Genomic DNA, 17,958 nt, shown 5'->3' with positions numbered 1-17,958 from the left:
GCGAAGGCTTGTTCGATCAGCCGATCACCTTAGAGGCGGTCGCGTCGAGCTTGGGCGGGGTCTCGAAGGTGTGGAACGGTGCCGGCGACGGCACTTCCCACTCGAGGCCCTCTGCGCCTTCCCACGGCTTCTGCGTGGCCTTCTCGCCCTTGCCGCGCATGGTGGGCAGCACGACGAACAGGAAGAAGTACACCTGCGCGAAACCGAAGAAGAACGCACCGACCGACGCCACCGCGTTGAAGTCGGCGAACTGCATCGGGTAGTCGGCGTAGCGGCGCGGCATGCCCGCCAGGCCCAGGAAGTGCATCGGGAAGAAGGTGACGTTGAACGAGATCAGCGACCACCAGAAGTGCACCTTGCCGCGCGTTTCGTTGTACATCACGCCGGTCCACTTGGGCACCCAGTAGTAGAAGCCCGAGAACATGGCGAACAGCGAGCCGGCCACCAGCACGTAGTGGAAGTGGGCCACCACGTAGTACGTGTCCTGCAGCTGCGTGTCGATGGGCGCCACCGCCAGGATCAGGCCGGTGAAGCCACCCATGGTGAACACGAAGATGAAGCCCACCGCGAACAGCATGGGCGTCTCGAAGGTCATCGAGCCCTGCCACATGGTGGCGATCCAGTTGAAGATCTTCACGGCCGTAGGCACCGCGATCAGCATGGTCGCGTACATGAAGAACAGCTGGCCGGTGAGCGGCATGCCGGTCGTGAACATGTGGTGCGCCCACACGATGAACGACAGGATGGCGATCGACGAGGTGGCGTACACCATCGAGGCGTAGCCGAACAGGCGCTTGCGGGCAAAGGCCGGCACCACCTGGCTGATGATGCCGAAGGCCGGCAAGATCATGATGTAGACCTCGGGGTGGCCGAAGAACCAGAAGATGTGCTGGTACATCACCGGGTCGCCGCCGCCAGCGGGGTTGAAGAAGCTGGTGCCGAAGTGGCGGTCGGTCAGCGTCATGGTGATGGCGCCTGCGAGCACGGGCATCACGGCGATCAGCAGGTACGCGGTGATGAGCCAGGTCCAGCAGAACATCGGCATCTTCATCAGCGTCATGCCGGGAGCGCGCATGTTCAGGATGGTGACGATGATGTTGATCGAGCCCATGATCGACGAGGCGCCCATGATGTGCATCGCGAAGATGCCGGCGTCCATCGAGGGGCCCATCTGCAGCGTGAGCGGCGCGTACAGCGTCCAGCCCGCAGCGGGTGCGCCGCCGGGCATGAAGAAGGAACCGACCAGCATCAGCGCGGCCGGAATCAGCAGCCAGAAGCTGAAGTTGTTCATGCGCGCGAACGCCATGTCGGAGGCGCCCACCTGAAGCGGAATCATCCAGTTCGCGAAGCCCACGAAGGCCGGCATGATGGCGCCGAACACCATGATCAGGCCGTGCATGGTGGTGAACTGGTTGAACAGCTCCGGATTCACCAGTTGCAGGCCGGGCTGGAACAGCTCGGCGCGAATCAGCAGCGCGAGCACGCCGCCCACCATCAGCATCGTGAAGCTGAACAGCAGGTAGAGCGTGCCGATGTCCTTGTGGTTGGTCGCGAACACCCAGCGGCGCCAGCCGGTGGGCGCATGGTGGTCGTGATGGTCGTCGTGTGCGTGGTCGCCTGGGGCTGCGTGACCGTGGGGGTCGAGGACTGCGCTCATGTCGTTGTTCCTTGCAATTTCTTCTTCGCGGGGCGCTGCCGTATCACTTGCCGCGCAGGGCGAGCACTTCGGCCGGCTGCACCAGCTGGCCCGTCTTGTTCGACCAGCTGTTCTTGGTGTACGTGGCCACGGCCGCGAGGTCGGTGTCGCTCAGCTGCTTCCAGGAGGGCATCGCGCCGTTGTTCTGGCCGTTGAGCAGCACGTGCAGCTGCACCGAGTGGTCGGCGTCCAGCACCTTCGGGTCGCCGTCGAGCGCCTTGATCGGGCCCGCGCCCTTGCCGTTGGCCTGGTGGCAGGCCGCGCAGTTGGCGGCGTAGACCTTCTCGCCGCGCACCAGCATGTCGGGCAGCGTCCAGACCTTGGTCGGGTCGTCGAGCTTGGCGGCGGCTTCCTTGCGCTTGGCGTCCACCCAGGTCGTGTAGTCGGCGGCCGAGACCACCTTCACGTGGATGGGCATGTAGGCGTGTTCCTTGCCGCACAGTTCCTGGCACTGGCCGTAGTAGTCGCCCACGGTCTCGGCGCGGAACCAGGTGTCGCGCACGAAGCCGGGAATGGCGTCCTGCTTCAGGCCCAGCTGCGGCACGGCGAAGGCGTGGATCACGTCGTTCGCGGTGGTGATGATGCGCACCTTCTTGTTGACCGGCACCACCAGCGGGTTGTCGACCTTCAGCAGGTAGTCGTCGGGCATCGCGCCCTTGGCGCCGGCGTCGGACATGGCGCGCTGCGAGCTGTCCAGCGTGGAGATGAAGGCCAGGCCCTCGCCTTCGCCGTTCAGGTAGTCGTAGCCCCACTTCCACTGGTAGCCGGTGGTCTTGATCGTGAGGTCGGCGTTGGTGGTGTCCTTCTGGGCCACCAGCACCTTGGTGGCTGGCAGCGCCATCACGATCACGATGAGGAAGGGCACGATGGTCCAGATGACCTCGACCACCACCGATTCATGGAAGTTGGCCGCCTTGTGGCCGACCGACTTGCGGTGCTTCCAGATGGAATAGAACATGACCGCGAACACGGCGACGAAGATGACCGTGCACAGGATCATCATGATCGTGTGGAGCAGATGCTGCTCCTGCGCGATCTTGGTCACGCCGACCGGAAGATTGAGCTGGCGCACCGAAGGTCCACCGGGCAGGTCGTTGACTGCGTGCGCCGCGCTGCTGAAAGCCGCGCCGGCCGCCAGCAACAGATTCGCCGGCCTGTACTTGTTGCGCCAAATGCTCTTCATCGTGTTCACGTTTCTTCAATTTTTTCGACAAACCCAACCGTGCGGCACTGCGCGAGCCCCCTCAGGCGCCGCGCAACGCCATGCGAATCTCGCGGGCCAACGCGGCACGCAACTCCGGGCGTACATAGCGCCCCACCCTGACCGATCGACCCTGCCCCGAGACCTCGATCAGCGAGCGATCGCCGGTCTGCGGTTCGATCCGCACCTGGTGCGGAAGAAATTCAGTGCGTTCGTAGTGGCCGCCGTTTTCTAGCTCCACGACGAGGCGTCCTTCCTGCAGCGCGATCCTTTCGCCGTCGGTCGCGTGCCGGGCGTAGACCATGAACGCCACCCCTACCGCAGTCAGTTCGAGCCAGGCGAAGGGCAAGACCAGCGGCGCACCGTGCAGCCAGAACAGGGTGCCGATGCCGAGCGATACCACGCACAGCGAGGCGTAGAGCCAGCCCAGCTGGCTCGGCGTCACCGAGCAGTTCCGCTTCAGGAACCAGTGGATGTTCTGGCCTGAAACGGTGGCAAATCGAAACACGGAATTCGACACGGGCGAGTTCAGCAAATCGGTGCGTCGACGGTTGCCAAACCCCTCGTACAAACAGGATTCGACACCCCTCGTTCACGGGACAGTACCCGCGAGTTCCACGCAACGGCGGATTGTAGCGGGTAGATACCGGCGTCCGAGTGCCCTGTGGGACGCCTACGGGTCACTACTAGTAGGCAAAAAACGGCTTGTGCGACAGGCATTTACCGCTCTCTTTTGCAGCCGCTGTCAGGCGCCCGGACGACCCCGTTGCAGCATCGAGCGCATCTCGCGCAGCGACACCGCGCTTTCGGCCGCCAGCGACACGCGCGGCGCCGGCTTGAAGGCATGGCCGTAGATGACCTCGAAGGTCAGCGCGATGCGCCCGCCAGCCCCATCCTCACCCCCCCCGTCGTCTTCGGCCGGGGCGAGCTCGGGCAGCGCCTTCTTCAGCGCCTGGTGCCAGGCCTTGCCGCGCAGCGCCGCGAAGCGCTGCGGGTGCAGGTTGCGGCCCAGCCCGCGCAGCTCGGCCAGCGCGGCCTCGGGCGTGGCCCAGGTCAGCACGATGCGCTCCATGTCCATCACCGGCTCGGCGAAGCCGGCATGCACCAGCATGTCGCCCCAGTCGTGCATGTCGGTGAACTCGTGGCCCGCCGCGGGCCAGCCCAGGCGGGCATGCAGCGCGCGCAGCTCGCGCACGGTGTCGGGGCCCAGGCAGGAGAACATGAGGAAGCCGTCGGTCGCCACCAGCTTGTGCCAGTGCGAGATGAGCGCCTCGGGGTCGGCCGCCATGTGCAGCGACATGTTGGCCCAGAGCAGGTCGACGCCCTCTTCCGGCGTGGCGTCGAAGCGCGCCTTGCCGCCTTGCCAGCGGCGTGCGCTCCACCACGGCGCGCTCAGCGCCTGGCCGGTGGGGGCCGCCAGCGCGGCCTCCGGCTCGATGACGAACGCGGCGGCGTCCTTGTAGCGCCTGGCGACCAGCTCGTGAGCCTCGAGGCCGCCGCGCAGCGGCGCCCAGTCGGCCCAGGTGCGGGGCTGGGCCTTGATCCATTGCAGGCGGTCTTCCATGCGGCGGCCGATTTCCTCGTGCAGCCAGGGGGAGCCGTCGGTGGGGGGCAGGCGACGCCAGCGGGCGGCCGCCGTGGCATCGATGGTCGGCGGTCTTCTTGTGGGGTCGGTGGCCATGGGGCCGTGAGTATATTGAGACATGCCCGGCCACCGGGCCCTGTGGCCTTTATCGCTTTTTGTCGCTCTCGTCATCCTCCTCGTCCTCGTCGTCCTCGTCGCCTTTGCCGTTCCTCCCCCCGCCATCGCTCTCGCGGCCCTTCACCGCCCTGCTCTCGCGCCTGCCCAGCCGGTGCGCGGTCTGCCGCGCCTGGCCCTCGCTGCCCGTGTGCGATGCCTGCGTGGCCCGCTTCGCACCACCGGCGGCGCGCTGCGGCGGCTGCGCCCTGCCGGTGCCCGTTGGCGTGACCCGTTGCGGCGACTGCGTGAAGCACCCGTCGCCGCTGGACACCTGCCTCGCCGCCTGCACCTACGCCTGGCCGTGGCCCGACGCCATCGCCGCCTTCAAGTTCCGCGGCGACGCCGGCTGGGCCGGGCCCTTCGCCACGCTGTTGCGCAGCGCGCCCTGGGTCGAGCCGGCGCTGGAGCAGTGCGACATCGTGCTGCCCATGCCGCTCGCGCCCGCCCGGCTGCGCGAGCGCGGCTTCAACCAGGCACTGGAGCTCGCGCGGCGGCTGTCACCGGCCAAGACCGACGCCACCCTGCTGCTGCGCACCCGCGACACGCCCGCCCAGAGCGGCCTGGCGCGCGCCGACCGGTTGCGCAACCTGAGCGGCGCCTTCGCCGTCGAGCCCCTGCGCGCGGACAAGCTGCGCGGGAGCCGCATCGTGCTGGTCGACGACGTGATGACCAGCGGCGCCTCGCTCTTCGCCGCGGCGCAGGCGCTGCGGCTGGCGGGCGCGTCGCACATCACGGCCGTGGTGCTGGCCCGCACCGATCCGCCGCGCTGACCGGACCACGCCGTGCCGTCGACAATCGCCGCATGTTCCATATCGTCCTGGTCCACCCCGAGATTCCGCCGAACACCGGCAACGTGATCCGCCTGGCGGCCAACACCGGCTGCACGCTGCACCTGGTCGAGCCGCTGGGCTTTTCGATGGACGACCGGCTGCTGCGCCGCGCCGGCCTCGATTACCACGAGTACGCCGAAGTCAGGCGCCACGCCGACTGGCAAGCCCTGCTCGCCACCGAGCAGCCCGCGCCCGAGCGCATGTTCGCGCTGACCACGCGCGGCACGCGCGCCGTGCACGACGTGCGCTTCCAGCCCGGCGACTGGCTGGTGTTCGGCTCCGAGACCAGCGGCCTGCCGCCGGCGGTGCGCGACGGTTTCGCCGAGCCGCAGAAGCTGCGCCTGCCGATGCGCGAGGGCCAGCGCAGCCTGAACCTGTCGAATGCGGTGGCCGTCACCGTGTTCGAGGCCTGGCGGCAGAACGGCTTCGGCTGACAACTGGAAACAAGCTCGTGCCCACCTGAGCGGCGCGGGGCGCATCCGATCGGCCCGGCGGGCCGTATGGAAGACATGCCGGTTGCAAAGCGCGCCGGCATCAGGTTCCTTCCATCACCGCCACCAGGAGTTTCACCATGAACGCCAAGTCGATTGCCTTCGCTGCCTTCGCCACGCTCGCCTTCGCCAGCGGCGCCCAGGCCTTCCAGGGTGAAGAAAACCCGCTGCCGCCCCAACCCTTCCAGTCGACGCTGTCGCGCGGCCAGGTGCAGGCCGACGCGCGCCAGCCGTTCAAGATCACCAACGGCGGCACCGGCGCGCTGCAGCCGCGCAACGGCAGCACCGACCGCAACGCGGTGCGCCAGAGCGCGCTGAGCATCACGCGCCAGGGCGCCGCCACCTACGGCGAAGTGACCGACCGCCGCATGTAAACCGCGTGGCCGAACAAAGCCGCTCCCTCAGCGGTAGCGGCGCGACACCGACTCGGCCACGCATGCCGGCTTGGCGGCGCCTTCGAGCTCGATGGTGGTCTCCCAGATCATCTGGAAGCCGTCGTCGGCAATCGCCTCCGAGGCCAGCAGCTTCATGCGCGCGCGCAGCCGCTGGCCCACGGGCACCGGCGACATGAAGCGAACCCGGTTCAAGCCGTAGTTCACGCCCATGCGCGACTCGACCACCTCGATCGCCACCTCGAAGAACTTCGGCAGCAGCGACAGCGTGAGAAAGCCGTGCGCAATCGGCGCGCCGAACGGGCCGGCCTTGGCCCGCTCCACATCCACATGGATCCACTGGTGGTCGCCCGTCGCCTCGGCGAACTGGTTCACCTGTTCCTGCGTGATGGTGATCCAGTCGCTCACGGCGACTTCCTGGCCGACGCACGCGGACAGGTCCTGAAGGGTCTGGAATGTCTTTTTGGTCATGCGGCGCATTCTGGCGTCTGGCGCATTCGCCCGGCTGTCGGCATCGCGACAACGGGCCTCAGGGAAAACCGGGGGAAATCAGGGAAGACGCCGGGGCGGCTGCCGCGACAAAGCCGATGCCCTCAAGCGTCCAGCCACTCGCAAATCGGCTGCCACTGGTCGAGGTCGCGCTGCACGCGGCCGGGCGCGATGTCGAACATGGTGAGCCCGCGCGCCGCGAGCTGCACGTAGTTTTGCGTGTCGCGCAGCTCGCCGATCACCGGCACGCCCAGCCCCGCGATGAACTCGTGCAGCCGGTCGGCCGCCAGCGTGCGCGCGTTCACGCGCATGCCGACCAGGCCGATGCGCGTCTTCTCGGCGCGGCGGCTTTCCAGCAGCCGGTCGAGGAAGTCGCGCGTGGCGTAGATGTCGAAGATGCTGGGCTGCAGCGGCACGATCACCCGGTCGGCCAGCGACAGCACCTCCTTGAAACGCCAGCCGTGCAGGCCGGCCGGCGTGTCGAGCACCGCATGCGTGGTGCCGCGCGGCGGGCGCACCACGGTGCTGTCGCCCGAGGCTTCCCAGGTGGCGATGGGCCGGGCCTGCGCCGGGCGCAGCCCCAGCCAGAGCCGCGACGACTGCTGGCGGTCCACGTCGCCGAGCATCACGGCGTGGCCGCGGCTTGCGAAGTAGCCCGCGACGTTCGTCGCGATCGTCGACTTGCCTACGCCACCCTTGGGGTTGGCGACCAGAACCACCGGCATAGCGCTCTCCTCCAGAACTGGGAACGGGCTCCATGGTAGTGGCTGGCCCCTGCGGGCAACCTTCCGGCATCCTTTTGACACGCCCATGACATCGCTTTCGCCGGGCAGACGCCCCGCGTCTGCGCTATGTTCGCGGGATGCCTACAACAACATCCATGGGAAACCCCGCCGCTGAAAGCCGCGGCGTCTACGTGCTCGCCGCGCACCCGCACTGGCGCGACTCCCGCGTCAACCGCCGCATGCTCGCCGCCGCGCGCTCGGTGCCGGGCGTCGACGTGAACGACCTCTACGGCAGCTACCCCGACTTCGCCATCGACGTCGAGGCCGAGCAGGCCCGCCTCGCCCGCGCCAGCCTGGTGGTGCTGATGCACCCGATCCAGTGGTACTCGATGCCCGCGCTGCAGAAGCTCTGGGTCGACGACGTGCTCGCCTACGGCTGGGCCTACGGCCCGGGCGGCAACGCGCTGCAGGGCAAGGACCTGTGGCTGGTCGCCACCACCGGCAGCCCCGAGGCCAGCTACCACCCGCAGAACTACCACCGCTACTTCTTCGACGCCTTCCTGCCGCCCTACGAGCAGACCGCCGCGCTGTGCGGCATGCGCTTCCTGCCGCCGCTGCTCTTCCACGGCGCGCGCAGCGCCACCGAGGCCGAGGTTGCCGCCCATGTGGAAACCTTCGCGCAGCGCCTGGGCAGCTACCCCGACTGGCCCGAGATCGAGGAGATCGACGCCTGCGTCGCCTGCCCCGTGCCCGAGAGCGACCGCCCGGTGGACGACGACATCGGCAAGATGGCCGGCACCGCCTTCCACGCCGCCATGACGCGCGGCCTGGCGGCCGTGTCGGCAGCATCGGCCGCCGCCGCGGCAGCCGCAGAGAACAAGGCGGCCTGAGCATGGAACACGCACCCGCCTGGCTGACCAGCAGCCTGATCTACCTGGGCGCCGCCGTGCTGGTGGTGCCGCTGTCGAAGTTCCTGGGGCTCGGCTCCATCATCGGCTACCTCGTGGCCGGCATCGCCATCGGTCCCTGGGGGCTGGGGCTGGTGTCCAGCGTGGAAGACGTGCTGCACTTCGCCGAGTTCGGCGTGGTGCTCATGCTGTTCCTGGTGGGCCTGGAGCTGGAACCCAAGCGCCTGTGGAACCTGCGCCGGCCCATCTTCGGCTGGGGCGCGGCGCAGGTGCTGAGCTGCGCCGCGGTGCTGTTCGCCGCCGGCTGCGCGGTCGGCGCCGAATGGCGGGTGGCGCTGGTGGCGGCGCTGGGCCTGGCGCTGTCGTCCACCGCCATCGCGCTGCAGGTGTTCGGCGAACGCAACCTGCTGAAGACGCCCAGCGGCCAGGCCGGCTTCTCGATCCTGCTGTTCCAGGACGTGGCCGCCATTCCCATCCTCGCGCTGCTGCCGCTGCTGGCGGGCGCCACCGCGGCCGAGCAGGCCATCAGCGGGCTGGACCGCGCGCTGGAGGCGGCCAAGATCATCGGCGTGATCGGCGGCATCATCCTCGGCGGCCGGCTGCTGTTGCGGCCCGTGCTGCGCTGGATCGCGCGCAGCAACACGCCCGAGATCTTCACCGCCGCTGCGCTGCTGCTGGTGGTGGCCATCGCCGCGCTGATGCAGCTGGTGGGCCTGTCGATGGCGCTGGGCGCCTTCCTGGCCGGCGTGCTGCTGGCGGAAAGCGAATACCGGCGCGAGCTGGAGACCGACATCGAGCCCTTCAAGGGCCTGCTGCTGGGGCTGTTCTTCATCGCGGTGGGCATGTCGATCAACTTCGGCGTGCTCATTGCCAGCCCCTGGGTCATGGCCGCGCTGGTGGTCGGCTTCATGGCCATCAAGCTGGTGGTGATCTACACGCTGGCCAAGGCCATGGGCATCGCCTACCAGGAGCGCCCGGTGTTCACGCTGCTGCTGGCGCAGGGCGGCGAATTCGCCTTCGTGGTGTTCCAGGCCGCCGGCCCCGACGTGCTGCCGCCCGAGATCACCTCGCTGCTGATCGGCGGCGTGGCGCTGTCGATGCTGCTGTCGCCGCTGCTGCTGGTGCTGCTCGACAAGTTCGTGCTGCCGCGCTACAGCCGCAACAACGGCCCGCAGCTGGAAGAAATCTCGGAACAGCAGGACGCCAAGGTGCTCATCTGCGGCTTCGGGCGCTATGGCCAGATCGTGGGGCGCGTGCTGATGTCGCAGGGCCTGCGCGTGACCGTGCTCGACCACGACGCCGACACCGTCGAAGGCCTGCGCCAGTTCGGCTTTCGGGTGTTCTACGGCGACGCCACCCGGCTCGACCTGCTGCGCACCGCGGGCGCCGGCACGGCCAAGGCCATCGTGGTGGCGGTGGACGACATCGAGCAGTCGCTGGAAATCGTCGACCTGGTGAAGGAGAACTTTCCGCAGGCCCGCATCATCGCGCGGGCACGCAACGTGACGCACCTGTTCCAGCTGCGCGACCGCGGCGTGACGGAGGTGGAGCGCGAGGTGTTCGAGTCGTCGTTGCGCAGCGCGCGCTCGGTGCTCGAGGCGCTGAACTGGCCGGCGCACGAGGCGCGCGAATCGGCCATGCGGTTTCGCCAGCGCAACCTGAAGCTCGCCGACGAGATCTATCCGCACTACAAGGACCGCGCCAAGCTCATCGCGGCCAACAAGGAAGGCCGCCAGCAGTTCGAGGAGCAGATGGCGCGCGAGCGCGAGGAGCGCCAGCGCCGCTCGGGGCTCGACTGGGACCAGCTGGCGGAAGGTGAAAGCGGCGAACAGCCGTCGCAGACTGGACAGCCACAGCCATCGCAACCACCCAAGCAGCCCCAGCAGGTGCCCTGAGGCACCCGCGCGCTTAAACGGCCACCGTCAGGTACACGCCCTCGCGCCCGACCAGCGGCGCGCGCGTGGGCATGAAGATGGTGCAGTCGTCGCAGGGCGAGCGAATTTCCTCGCCCGCGTCGACGGCGATCAGCTCGCCCTTCTGGAAGGTCTCGAAGCCGAGCACCGGCCGCGCGAAGGCAAAGCCCTCGGTCTTGACCATGTGCACCTCCAGCAGCCGGAAGCGGCGCGCCGGCGGCTTGGCCGCGGCGCCCGGCGCCGCATCGACCAGCCCCAGGTGCGCCAGGAAGCGCAGCGTCACGTCGGTGGCCAGGTCGGCCGCCGACTGGCTGAAATGCTGGCCGCACTCCACCACCACCGCGCCGCCGTCCACGCCCGCCTGGCCGTGGCGGCCGTACGCCGTCACCCCCGTGCCGGGCGCGCCGCCCACCGGCATCACCAGGTGCACCAGCGGGTTGCCGATGGCCAGCGCCAGCCCCGCGTTGCGCTCGAACTCCGGGTACACCCAGAAGGGCTGCACCGGCGCGCGCGTCGAGTGGATGTCCAGCACGTAGTCGGCCGCGTCCAGCACCGGCCGCAGCGCACGCGCGCGGCGCAGCTCGGGGCTTTGCGCGGTGCCGTCGAGCATGGCGGGCGACCAGATGCGGTTGAGGTTGTGCACCAGCTGGCGGTTCTCGTAGGGTTGCTCGATGTCGAAGGCCTCGTAGGCCTCGACGTTCGCGAAGCTCACCGTGAGCGTGCCCACCTTCGGGCGCACGCCGGTGTCCAGCAGGTGCGTGGCGGCGACCATGCCGCAGATTTCGTTGCCGTGCGTCAGCGCGTTCACCAGCACGTGCGGGCCGGGCCGGCCGGACTCGAAGCGGTGCACGTAGTCGATGCCGGTGTTGCCTTGCCGGTAGGCGGAGATGTCGCGCGGGAGCACCTCCAGCGGCGCGGTGTCGGGGGCGAAAGACGATTCGGTCATGGCCATGCTCGATTCATTCGATTCATTCGATTCATTCGATTCATTCAATTCATTCGATTCACTCGCCACGGATGCCCGCGCGCTTGACCATCTCGCCGTACACCACCAGTCGCTCCGACATCATGGCCGTGAACTGCGCGGGCGACTGCACCTCGGGCGGCAGCGAGCCGCGCGACAGCAGCGCTTCGGCCATGGCCGGCTGGTCGGCCACCGCGCGCACCGCCTTGTGCAGCGCGGCGATGACCTCGGGCGGCGTCTTCGCGGGCGCGGCCAGGCCGATCCACGAGGTGGTGTTCAGCACCGGGTAGCCCAGCTCGGCGAAGGTGGGCACGTCGGGCAGCGCCGCCACGCGCGTGGGCGACGCCACCGCCAGCGCACGCAGCTTGCCGGCCTGGATGTGCGGCAGGAAGGGCGCGAGGTTGTCCAGGCCGAACTGCACTTCGTTCGAGATCAGCGCCGTCACCAGCGGGCCGCCGCCGCGGTAGGGCACGTGCGTGGCGTTGAGCTGCAGCTGCGACTTCATCAGCTCCACGTTGAGCTGGCCCATGCTGCCCGGCCCGGCGCTGCAGAAGTTGAGCTCGCCGGGGCGCGACTTCACCAGCGCCACGAACTCCTTGAAGGTCTTCGCGGGCACCGCCGGGTTCACCAGCAGCACGTTGATGGAGCGCGCCAGCTGGCTGATGGACGCAAAGTCCTTGATCGGGTCGTAGCCCGGGTTGGTCTGCGTGAGCGGGTTGGCCAGGTGCGAGCTTTGCGAGGACACCACCAGCGTGTAGCCGTCGGGCTTGGCGCGCGAGACCTGCGCGCTGGCAATGGAGCCGCCCGCGCCGGCGCGGTTGTCGATGACCACCGGCGTGCCCAGCGCCTTCGACAGCGGGTCGGCGTACAGCCGCGCGATCAGGTCCACCGAGCCGCCGGCCGGGAACGGCACCACCAGCGTGACCGGGCGCGCGGGCCAGGCCTCGGCGCGCGCGGCCAGCGGCAGCAGGGCGGCAAGGCCGGCGCCGAGCATCGTGCGTCGGCGCAGGGCGGGAACGGTGAAGGTGGGGTTCATGGCGGTCCTGGTCCCGGGAGGGCAATTGAAAGTGCGCGCATTGTTGCAAGACCATTTCAATTTTGCAATAGTCATTGCAAAATCGGCCGTGACACGACTTCGCATGCAGAATGCCCGCGACCATGAATCTGAACCAACGCATCTCGGGTTACGGCAAGAAGCTCACCAAGAGCGAGCAGCGCCTCATCGCGCAACTGCAGGCGCAGCATCCGCAGGGGCTGCTCGAATCCGCCACCAGCCTTGCAAGGAGCGTGGGCACCAGCGCCTCCACCGTGGTGCGGCTGCTGGCCAAGCTGGGCTACGAGAGCTTCGCGCAGGCGCAGATGGAAGCCCGCCAGGAAGTGACCGCGCTGCTGGCCTCGCCCGCCACGCGCGCGGACGCCGTCATCGGCGACGACGCCTCCATTCGCACCTGCCTGGACAACGCGCTGCTGCACGACCAGCACAACCTGGCCGCCACCTTCGCCTCGCTCGACGTGGCCGCGTTCGAGGGCGCGGTGCGCCTGCTCACGCAGCGCAAGGCGCGCGTGCACGTGCTGGGCCAGCGCCACGGCGCGCAGCTGGCCAACCACCTGGCGCTGCACCTGAACATGTGCCTGCCCGACGTGCGCTCCATGACCTCGGCCAGCCCGCTGCTGCTGGAAGACCAGCTGCTGTGGATCGACGAGCACGACGTGCTGCTCACGCCCACCTTCAGGCGCCATTCGCTGGCCATCGTGCGCGCGGCGAAGTACTTTCGCGAGAAGGGTGCGAAGGTCATCGTGATGACCGACGGGCCCACCGCGCCCGCCGCCGCATCGGCCGACCACCTGCTGCTGGTGCGCACCTCGAGCGCCTCGCCGTTCGACTCCTACACGGCGGCGCTGTCGGTGTGCAACGCGCTGATCACCGCCGTGGCGCAGCGCCGCAAGAAGGAACTGGGCGCCGCGCTGGAACGCGGCGACGCCCTGTGGGAGCAGCACTGGAACGACGCGGCCGACCCGGCGCGCCGCGCCGGCTCGGTCCGCTGAAGCAGCCGAAGCCGGTCAAGCTGCCGGTGCTGCCGGTGCTGCCGGTGCTGCAGGAACAGCCGCCTTGTCCAGCCCCAGCAGCCGCACCGCGTTGCCCTTCAGGATGCCCGGCATCACCTCGGGCTTGAAGCCCGCCACCTCGAAGTCGCGCATCCAGCGGTCGGGCGTGATCAGCGGGTAGTCGCTGCCGAACAGGATGCGGTCCTTCAGCAGCGTGTTGGCGTACTGCACCAGCTGCTTCGGAAAGTACTTCGGGCTCCAGCCCGACAGGTCGATCCACACGTTGGGCTTGTGCGTGGCCACGCTCAGCGCCTCGTCCTGCCAGGGAAAGCTGGGGTGGGCCATGACGATCTGCATGTCCGGAAAGTCGATGGCCACGTCGTCCAGGTGCATCGGGTTGCTGTACTCCAGGCGCAGGCCGCCGCCGCAGCGCATGCCCGAGCCGATGCCGCTGTGGCCGGTGTGGAAGATGGCCGGCAACCCGTACTCGGCAATCACCTCGTAGATGGGCCAGGCCATCCTGTCGTACGGGTGGTAGCCCTGCACCGTGGGGTGGAACTTGAAGCCCTTCACGCCGTGCTGCTCGATGAGCCGGCGCGCCTCGCGAGCGCCCATCTTTCCCTTGTGCGGATCGATGCTGGCAAAGGCAATCATCATGTCGGCGTTTTTCTGCGCGTGCTCCGCGATCTCCTCGTTGGGGATGCGGCGGCGGCCCATGTTCGACTCCGCGTCGACCATGAACATCACCAGCCCGATCTTGCGTTCACGGTAGTACGCCACGCTCTCCGCGATGGTGGGCCGGCCGCTGGAGCCGAAGTACTTGTCGGCGGCGCGGTCGTACTCCTCGCCGTAGTTGTCGAACGGGTTCCAGCAGCTCACTTCGGCGTGCGTGTGGATGTCGATCGCGATCAGGTTCTGGTGGTCCATGTCGTTGTCTCCGGTACGGGTAAGTCCCTAGGGAATGCAGGCCTCAAGTGCCTTGAATTGATTATTTCTCATAACCATAATCCAACGCAACCCCAAGCACCATCATGACCAATCCAGACCTTCACATCGACATCCGCGACGAAGTCGCCATCGTTCGCCTGACGCGCGGCGCCAAGCGCAACGCGCTGTCCGACGGCCTGATCCTCGCGCTGCGCAACACCTTCGAGACGCTGCCCTCCACCGTGCGCGCCGCGGTGCTCGACGGCGAAGGCCCGCACTTCTGCGCCGGCCTCGACCTGAGCGAGCTGAAGGAGCGCGACGCCGGCCAGGGCCTGCAGCATTCGCGCATGTGGCACGCCGCGCTCGACCTGGTCCAGCACGGCCCGGTGCCGGTGGTGGCGGCGCTGCACGGCGCGGTGGTCGGCGGCGGGCTGGAGCTGGCCAGCGCCTGCCACATCCGCGTCGCCGACAAGAGCACCTTCTATGCGCTGCCCGAAGGCTCGCGCGGCATCTTCGTGGGCGGCGGCGGCTCGGTGCGCATTCCCAAGCTCATCGGCGTGGCGCGCATGACCGACATGATGATGACCGGGCGCGTCTACAACGCCGAGGACGGCGAGCGCGCCAACTTCGCGCAGTACCTGGTCGACGAGGGCACCGCCTTCGACAAGGCATTCGAACTCGCCAAGCGCATCGCCACCAACGCGCCGCTGACCAACTACGCCCTCATGCATGCGCTGCCGCGCATCGCCGAGCAGTCGGCCGACCACGGCTTCTTCACCGAGGCGCTCATCTCCGGCATCGTGCAGGCCGCGCCCGAAGCCAAGGCGCGCGTGCGCGACTTTCTCGAAGGCCGCGGCGCCAAGGTGAGCAAGGGATGACAACCGCTCACGCCTCCATTCGCTACCGCCCGCTGGCCTTCGGCGTGACGCGCGCCACCCTGCGCGAAGGCGCGCCGGGCACGCGCTACCTGAAGGCCGAGACCCCGCTGGCGCCCTACCGCGACCGCATGACCGACCGGCTGCAGCACTGGGCCGACATCGACCCCGGGCGCACCTTCATCGCCCGGCGCGAGCGGCTGGCCGACGGCAGCACCGGCGAATGGATCCGCGTGAGCTACGCCGAGGCGCTGCACAAGGCGCGCGGCATCGGCCAGGCCCTGCTGGCGCGCGGCCTGGACGCCGAGCGCCCCGTGGCCATCCTCAGCGAGAACGGCATCGAGCACGCGCTGCTCGCGCTCGGCTGCCTGTATGCGGGCGTGCCCTACTGCCCCGTGTCGCCGCCCTACTCGCTCGTGAGCCAGGACTTCGAAAAGCTGCGCCACGTGCTGGACACGCTCACGCCCGGCCTGGTGTTCGCGAGCGACGCCGCGCGCTACGCCCGCGCCATCGCCGCCGTCGTTCCGGCCGACACCGAGGTCGTGCTTGCAGACGGCACGCTCGAAGGCCGCGCCGTCACCGCGTTCGACGCGCTGGCCTCGACGCCCGCCACGCCCGCCATCGACGAGGCCATGCGCGCCACCGGCCCCGACACCATCACCAAGTTTCTTTTCACCTCGGGCTCCACCAAGATGCCCAAGGCCGTGGTCAACACGCACCGCATGTGGTGCGCCAACCAGCAGCAGCTGCGCCAGTCGATTCCCGCGCTGGGCGACGAGCCGCCGGTGCTGGTCGACTGGCTGCCCTGGAACCACACCTTCGGCGGCAACCACAACGTGGGCATCGTGCTGGACAACGGCGGCACGCTGTACGTGGACGACGGCAAGCCCACGCCCGCAGGCATGGCCGAGACGCTGCGCAACCTGCGCGAAATTGCGCCCACCATCTACTTCAACGTGCCCACCGGCTTCGAGGCCATCGCGCAGGCCATGGAGACCGACGCCGTGCTGCGGCGCAACCTGCTGTCGCGCGTGAAGATGTTCTTCTACTCGGGCGCGGCGCTGTCGCAGCCCGTGTGGGACAGCCTGCACAAGACGCAGGAGTCGGAGGTGGGCGAGCGCATCGTCATGGGCACCGGCCTGGGCATGACCGAGTCGGGCCCCTTCGCGCTGTACGTGACCGGCCCCGACGTGAAGTCCGGCGACGTGGGCCTGCCCGCGCCGGGCATCGAGCTGAAGCTGATCGACGTCGACGGCAAGACCGAGGTGCGCTACCGCGGCCCCAACATCACGCCCGGCTACTGGCGCGCGCCCGAGGCCACGGCCGAGGCCTTCGACGAAGAGGGCTTCTTCTCCACCGGCGACGCCGTGAAGTGGATCGACGACGCCGACATCCACCGCGGCCTGCGCTTCGACGGCCGCATCGCCGAAGACTTCAAGCTCGCCACCGGCACTTTCGTGAGCGTGGGCCCGCTGCGCGCGAAGATCATCGCGGCCGGCTCGCCCTATGTGCAGGACGCGGTGCTCACCGGCATCAACCTGAAGGAAGTCGGCGCGCTGGTCTTCCCCACGCAGAAGGTGCGCCAGCTCGCGGGCCTCGGTGCCGACGCCACGATGCAGCAGGTGCTCGAGAGCGCGCCGGTGCAGGCGCACTTCCAGCAGGTGGCCGACGAGCTGTCGGCCAGCGGCACCGGCAGCGCCAACCGCGTCGCGCGGCTGCACCTGATGGCCGAGCCGCCGTCCATCGACAAGGGCGAAGTGACCGACAAGGGCTCCATCAACCAGCGCGCCGTGCTCAAGCACCGCGCCGCGCTGGCCGATGCGATGCATGCCGGCACGCTGCCTTTCACCCTCGTACCCCGCTGATCCACGCTCACGCTTCCAGGAGACCACACACATGAAGATCGAAGGACAAGCCGCCCTCGTCACCGGCGGCGCATCGGGCCTGGGCGAAGCCACCGCGCGCGAACTCGCGCGGCTGGGCGCCAAGGTGGCCGTGCTCGACCGCAACGCCGCGCTCGCCGAGAAAGTGGCCGCGGAAATCGACGAAGAATTCGGCAAGGGCCGCGCCGTGGCCTGCGTCTGCAACATCACCGACACCGACAGCGTGAACGCCGCGCTCGACAAGGCCGAGGCCGCGCACGGCCCCGCGCGCATCCTGATGAACGTGGCCGGCATCGGCAGCGCCAAGCGCATCGTCGGCAAGGACGGCAACCCCGCGCCGCTGGAAGACTTCGTGCGCGTGGTCAACATCAACCTGGTCGGCGGCTACAACATGGCGCGCCTGTTCGCCGCGCGCTGCGCGAAGCTCGCGACGCTCGACAGCGGCGATGAAAAAGGTGAAAGGGGCGTGATGCTCTTCACCGCCTCGGTCGCCGCCTTCGACGGCCAGGTGGGCCAGCAGGCCTACAGCGCCTCCAAGGGCGGGCTGGTGGGCATGACGCTGCCGATGGCGCGCGACCTGGCGCAGCACGCCATCCGCGTGTGCACCGTGGCGCCGGGCCTGTTCGCCACGCCGCTGCTGCTGGAGCTGCCCGAGCCGGTGCAGCACTCGCTGGCCGCGTCCATTCCGTTTCCGCCGCGCCTGGGCAAGCCGTCGGAGTTCGCCGAGCTGGCCTGCCACGTGGTCACCAACGGCCACCTCAACGGCGAGGTGATCCGGCTCGACGGCGCGCTGCGCATGGCGCCGCGCTGAGCCCCCGTCTTTTTTTCGTTCCGCGTTCCAGAGTTACAGCGTTCTCGCGTTCCAGTTTTGCAAAGA

The 17,958-nt window shown here is 68.8% G+C and carries 18 protein-coding genes; 9 read left to right on the top strand and 9 right to left on the bottom strand.

Features of this window, described 5'->3' with window-relative positions; translation table 11 throughout:
- Positions 1–16: 16 nt before the first annotated feature.
- The 4 genes from ctaD to AB6807_RS29165 all read right to left on the bottom strand — a co-directional run bounded on the left by ctaD (position 17) and on the right by AB6807_RS29165 (position 4,578).
- Complete coding sequence (ctaD, locus tag AB6807_RS29180) at positions 17–1,657, bottom strand: cytochrome c oxidase subunit I (protein WP_116909339.1); 1,641 nt, start codon at positions 1,655–1,657, stop codon at positions 17–19.
- Between the two features lie 43 nt (positions 1,658–1,700).
- The gene (gene coxB / locus AB6807_RS29175) at positions 1,701–2,879 is read right to left on the bottom strand and encodes a cytochrome c oxidase subunit II (protein WP_116909340.1); all 1,179 of its coding nucleotides are present in this window, start codon (positions 2,877–2,879) and stop codon (positions 1,701–1,703) included.
- A gap of 61 nt (positions 2,880–2,940) precedes the next feature.
- A complete protein-coding gene (locus tag AB6807_RS29170) occupies positions 2,941–3,417 on the bottom strand; it encodes a DUF2244 domain-containing protein (protein ID WP_116909639.1) in 477 nt (158 codons plus the stop codon).
- 225 nt (positions 3,418–3,642) lie between these two features.
- On the bottom strand, positions 3,643–4,578 hold the full coding sequence (locus AB6807_RS29165; protein WP_116909341.1) for a biotin synthase: 936 nt from the start codon (positions 4,576–4,578) through the stop codon (positions 3,643–3,645).
- Positions 4,579–4,682: 104 nt separating this feature from the next.
- Between AB6807_RS29165 and AB6807_RS29160 the strand changes: the two genes are divergently transcribed.
- From AB6807_RS29160 to AB6807_RS29150, 3 genes are all read left to right on the top strand, one after another.
- A complete protein-coding gene (locus tag AB6807_RS29160) occupies positions 4,683–5,408 on the top strand; it encodes a phosphoribosyltransferase family protein (RefSeq protein WP_371087295.1) in 726 nt (241 codons plus the stop codon).
- 32 nt (positions 5,409–5,440) lie between these two features.
- Positions 5,441–5,902, top strand: coding sequence for a tRNA (uridine(34)/cytosine(34)/5-carboxymethylaminomethyluridine(34)-2'-O)-methyltransferase TrmL (gene trmL / locus AB6807_RS29155; RefSeq protein ID WP_116909343.1), 462 nt, complete (start codon positions 5,441–5,443; stop codon positions 5,900–5,902).
- A gap of 137 nt (positions 5,903–6,039) precedes the next feature.
- Positions 6,040–6,333 carry a DUF4148 domain-containing protein gene (locus AB6807_RS29150; protein WP_116909344.1) on the top strand — a complete coding sequence of 98 codons (294 nt, stop codon included), beginning with the start codon at positions 6,040–6,042 and terminating at the stop codon, positions 6,331–6,333.
- 27 nt (positions 6,334–6,360) lie between these two features.
- On the opposite strand, the gene AB6807_RS29145 is transcribed toward AB6807_RS29150, so the two are convergent.
- Positions 6,361–6,831, bottom strand: a complete 471-nt coding sequence (locus AB6807_RS29145) for a MaoC family dehydratase (protein ID WP_116909345.1) — start codon at positions 6,829–6,831, stop codon at positions 6,361–6,363.
- A gap of 113 nt (positions 6,832–6,944) precedes the next feature.
- Complete coding sequence (locus AB6807_RS29140; RefSeq protein ID WP_371087294.1) at positions 6,945–7,565, bottom strand: AAA family ATPase; 621 nt, start codon at positions 7,563–7,565, stop codon at positions 6,945–6,947.
- A gap of 137 nt (positions 7,566–7,702) precedes the next feature.
- Here AB6807_RS29140 and AB6807_RS29135 point away from each other — a divergent pair, with 137 nt between their 5' ends.
- Both AB6807_RS29135 and kefC read left to right on the top strand, forming a co-directional pair.
- The gene (locus AB6807_RS29135) at positions 7,703–8,455 is read left to right on the top strand and encodes an NAD(P)H-dependent oxidoreductase (RefSeq protein WP_371087293.1); all 753 of its coding nucleotides are present in this window, start codon (positions 7,703–7,705) and stop codon (positions 8,453–8,455) included.
- Positions 8,456–8,457: 2 nt separating this feature from the next.
- Positions 8,458–10,368 (top strand): glutathione-regulated potassium-efflux system protein KefC, encoded by a 1,911-nt coding sequence (gene kefC / locus AB6807_RS29130; protein ID WP_371087292.1) that lies wholly within the window; start codon positions 8,458–8,460, stop codon positions 10,366–10,368.
- 13 nt (positions 10,369–10,381) lie between these two features.
- Here kefC and AB6807_RS29125 read toward each other — a convergent pair whose 3' ends face one another.
- Positions 10,382–11,332 (bottom strand): succinylglutamate desuccinylase/aspartoacylase family protein, encoded by a 951-nt coding sequence (locus AB6807_RS29125; protein WP_371087291.1) that lies wholly within the window; start codon positions 11,330–11,332, stop codon positions 10,382–10,384.
- A gap of 58 nt (positions 11,333–11,390) precedes the next feature.
- On the bottom strand, positions 11,391–12,386 hold the full coding sequence (locus AB6807_RS29120) for a Bug family tripartite tricarboxylate transporter substrate binding protein (protein ID WP_371087290.1): 996 nt from the start codon (positions 12,384–12,386) through the stop codon (positions 11,391–11,393).
- Between the two features lie 122 nt (positions 12,387–12,508).
- On the opposite strand from AB6807_RS29120, the gene AB6807_RS29115 reads away from it, so the two are divergent.
- Positions 12,509–13,396 carry a MurR/RpiR family transcriptional regulator gene (locus tag AB6807_RS29115; protein ID WP_371087289.1) on the top strand — a complete coding sequence of 296 codons (888 nt, stop codon included), beginning with the start codon at positions 12,509–12,511 and terminating at the stop codon, positions 13,394–13,396.
- A gap of 15 nt (positions 13,397–13,411) precedes the next feature.
- Here AB6807_RS29115 and AB6807_RS29110 read toward each other — a convergent pair whose 3' ends face one another.
- Complete coding sequence (locus AB6807_RS29110) at positions 13,412–14,323, bottom strand: amidohydrolase family protein (RefSeq protein ID WP_286516055.1); 912 nt, start codon at positions 14,321–14,323, stop codon at positions 13,412–13,414.
- Positions 14,324–14,427: 104 nt separating this feature from the next.
- On the opposite strand from AB6807_RS29110, the gene AB6807_RS29105 reads away from it, so the two are divergent.
- From AB6807_RS29105 to AB6807_RS29095, 3 genes are read left to right on the top strand one after another with little or no spacing between them, the layout of a single operon-like run.
- The gene (locus tag AB6807_RS29105; protein WP_116909350.1) at positions 14,428–15,201 is read left to right on the top strand and encodes a crotonase/enoyl-CoA hydratase family protein; all 774 of its coding nucleotides are present in this window, start codon (positions 14,428–14,430) and stop codon (positions 15,199–15,201) included.
- Positions 15,198–17,063 (top strand): feruloyl-CoA synthase, encoded by a 1,866-nt coding sequence (locus AB6807_RS29100; protein WP_371087288.1) that lies wholly within the window; start codon positions 15,198–15,200, stop codon positions 17,061–17,063. Before AB6807_RS29105 ends, AB6807_RS29100 begins: the two co-directional genes overlap by 4 nt.
- Positions 17,064–17,094: 31 nt before the next feature.
- Positions 17,095–17,892, top strand: coding sequence for an SDR family NAD(P)-dependent oxidoreductase (locus tag AB6807_RS29095; RefSeq protein ID WP_371087287.1), 798 nt, complete (start codon positions 17,095–17,097; stop codon positions 17,890–17,892).
- The last annotated feature ends 66 nt before the right edge of the window (positions 17,893–17,958 follow it).

The organism is Variovorax sp. RCC_210 (assembly GCF_041355175.1).
In the GTDB taxonomy this organism is placed as follows: domain Bacteria; phylum Pseudomonadota; class Gammaproteobacteria; order Burkholderiales; family Burkholderiaceae_C; genus Variovorax.
Note: the sequence above shows the minus strand (reverse complement) of the source record. Positions and strands in the feature narration are given on the sequence as shown.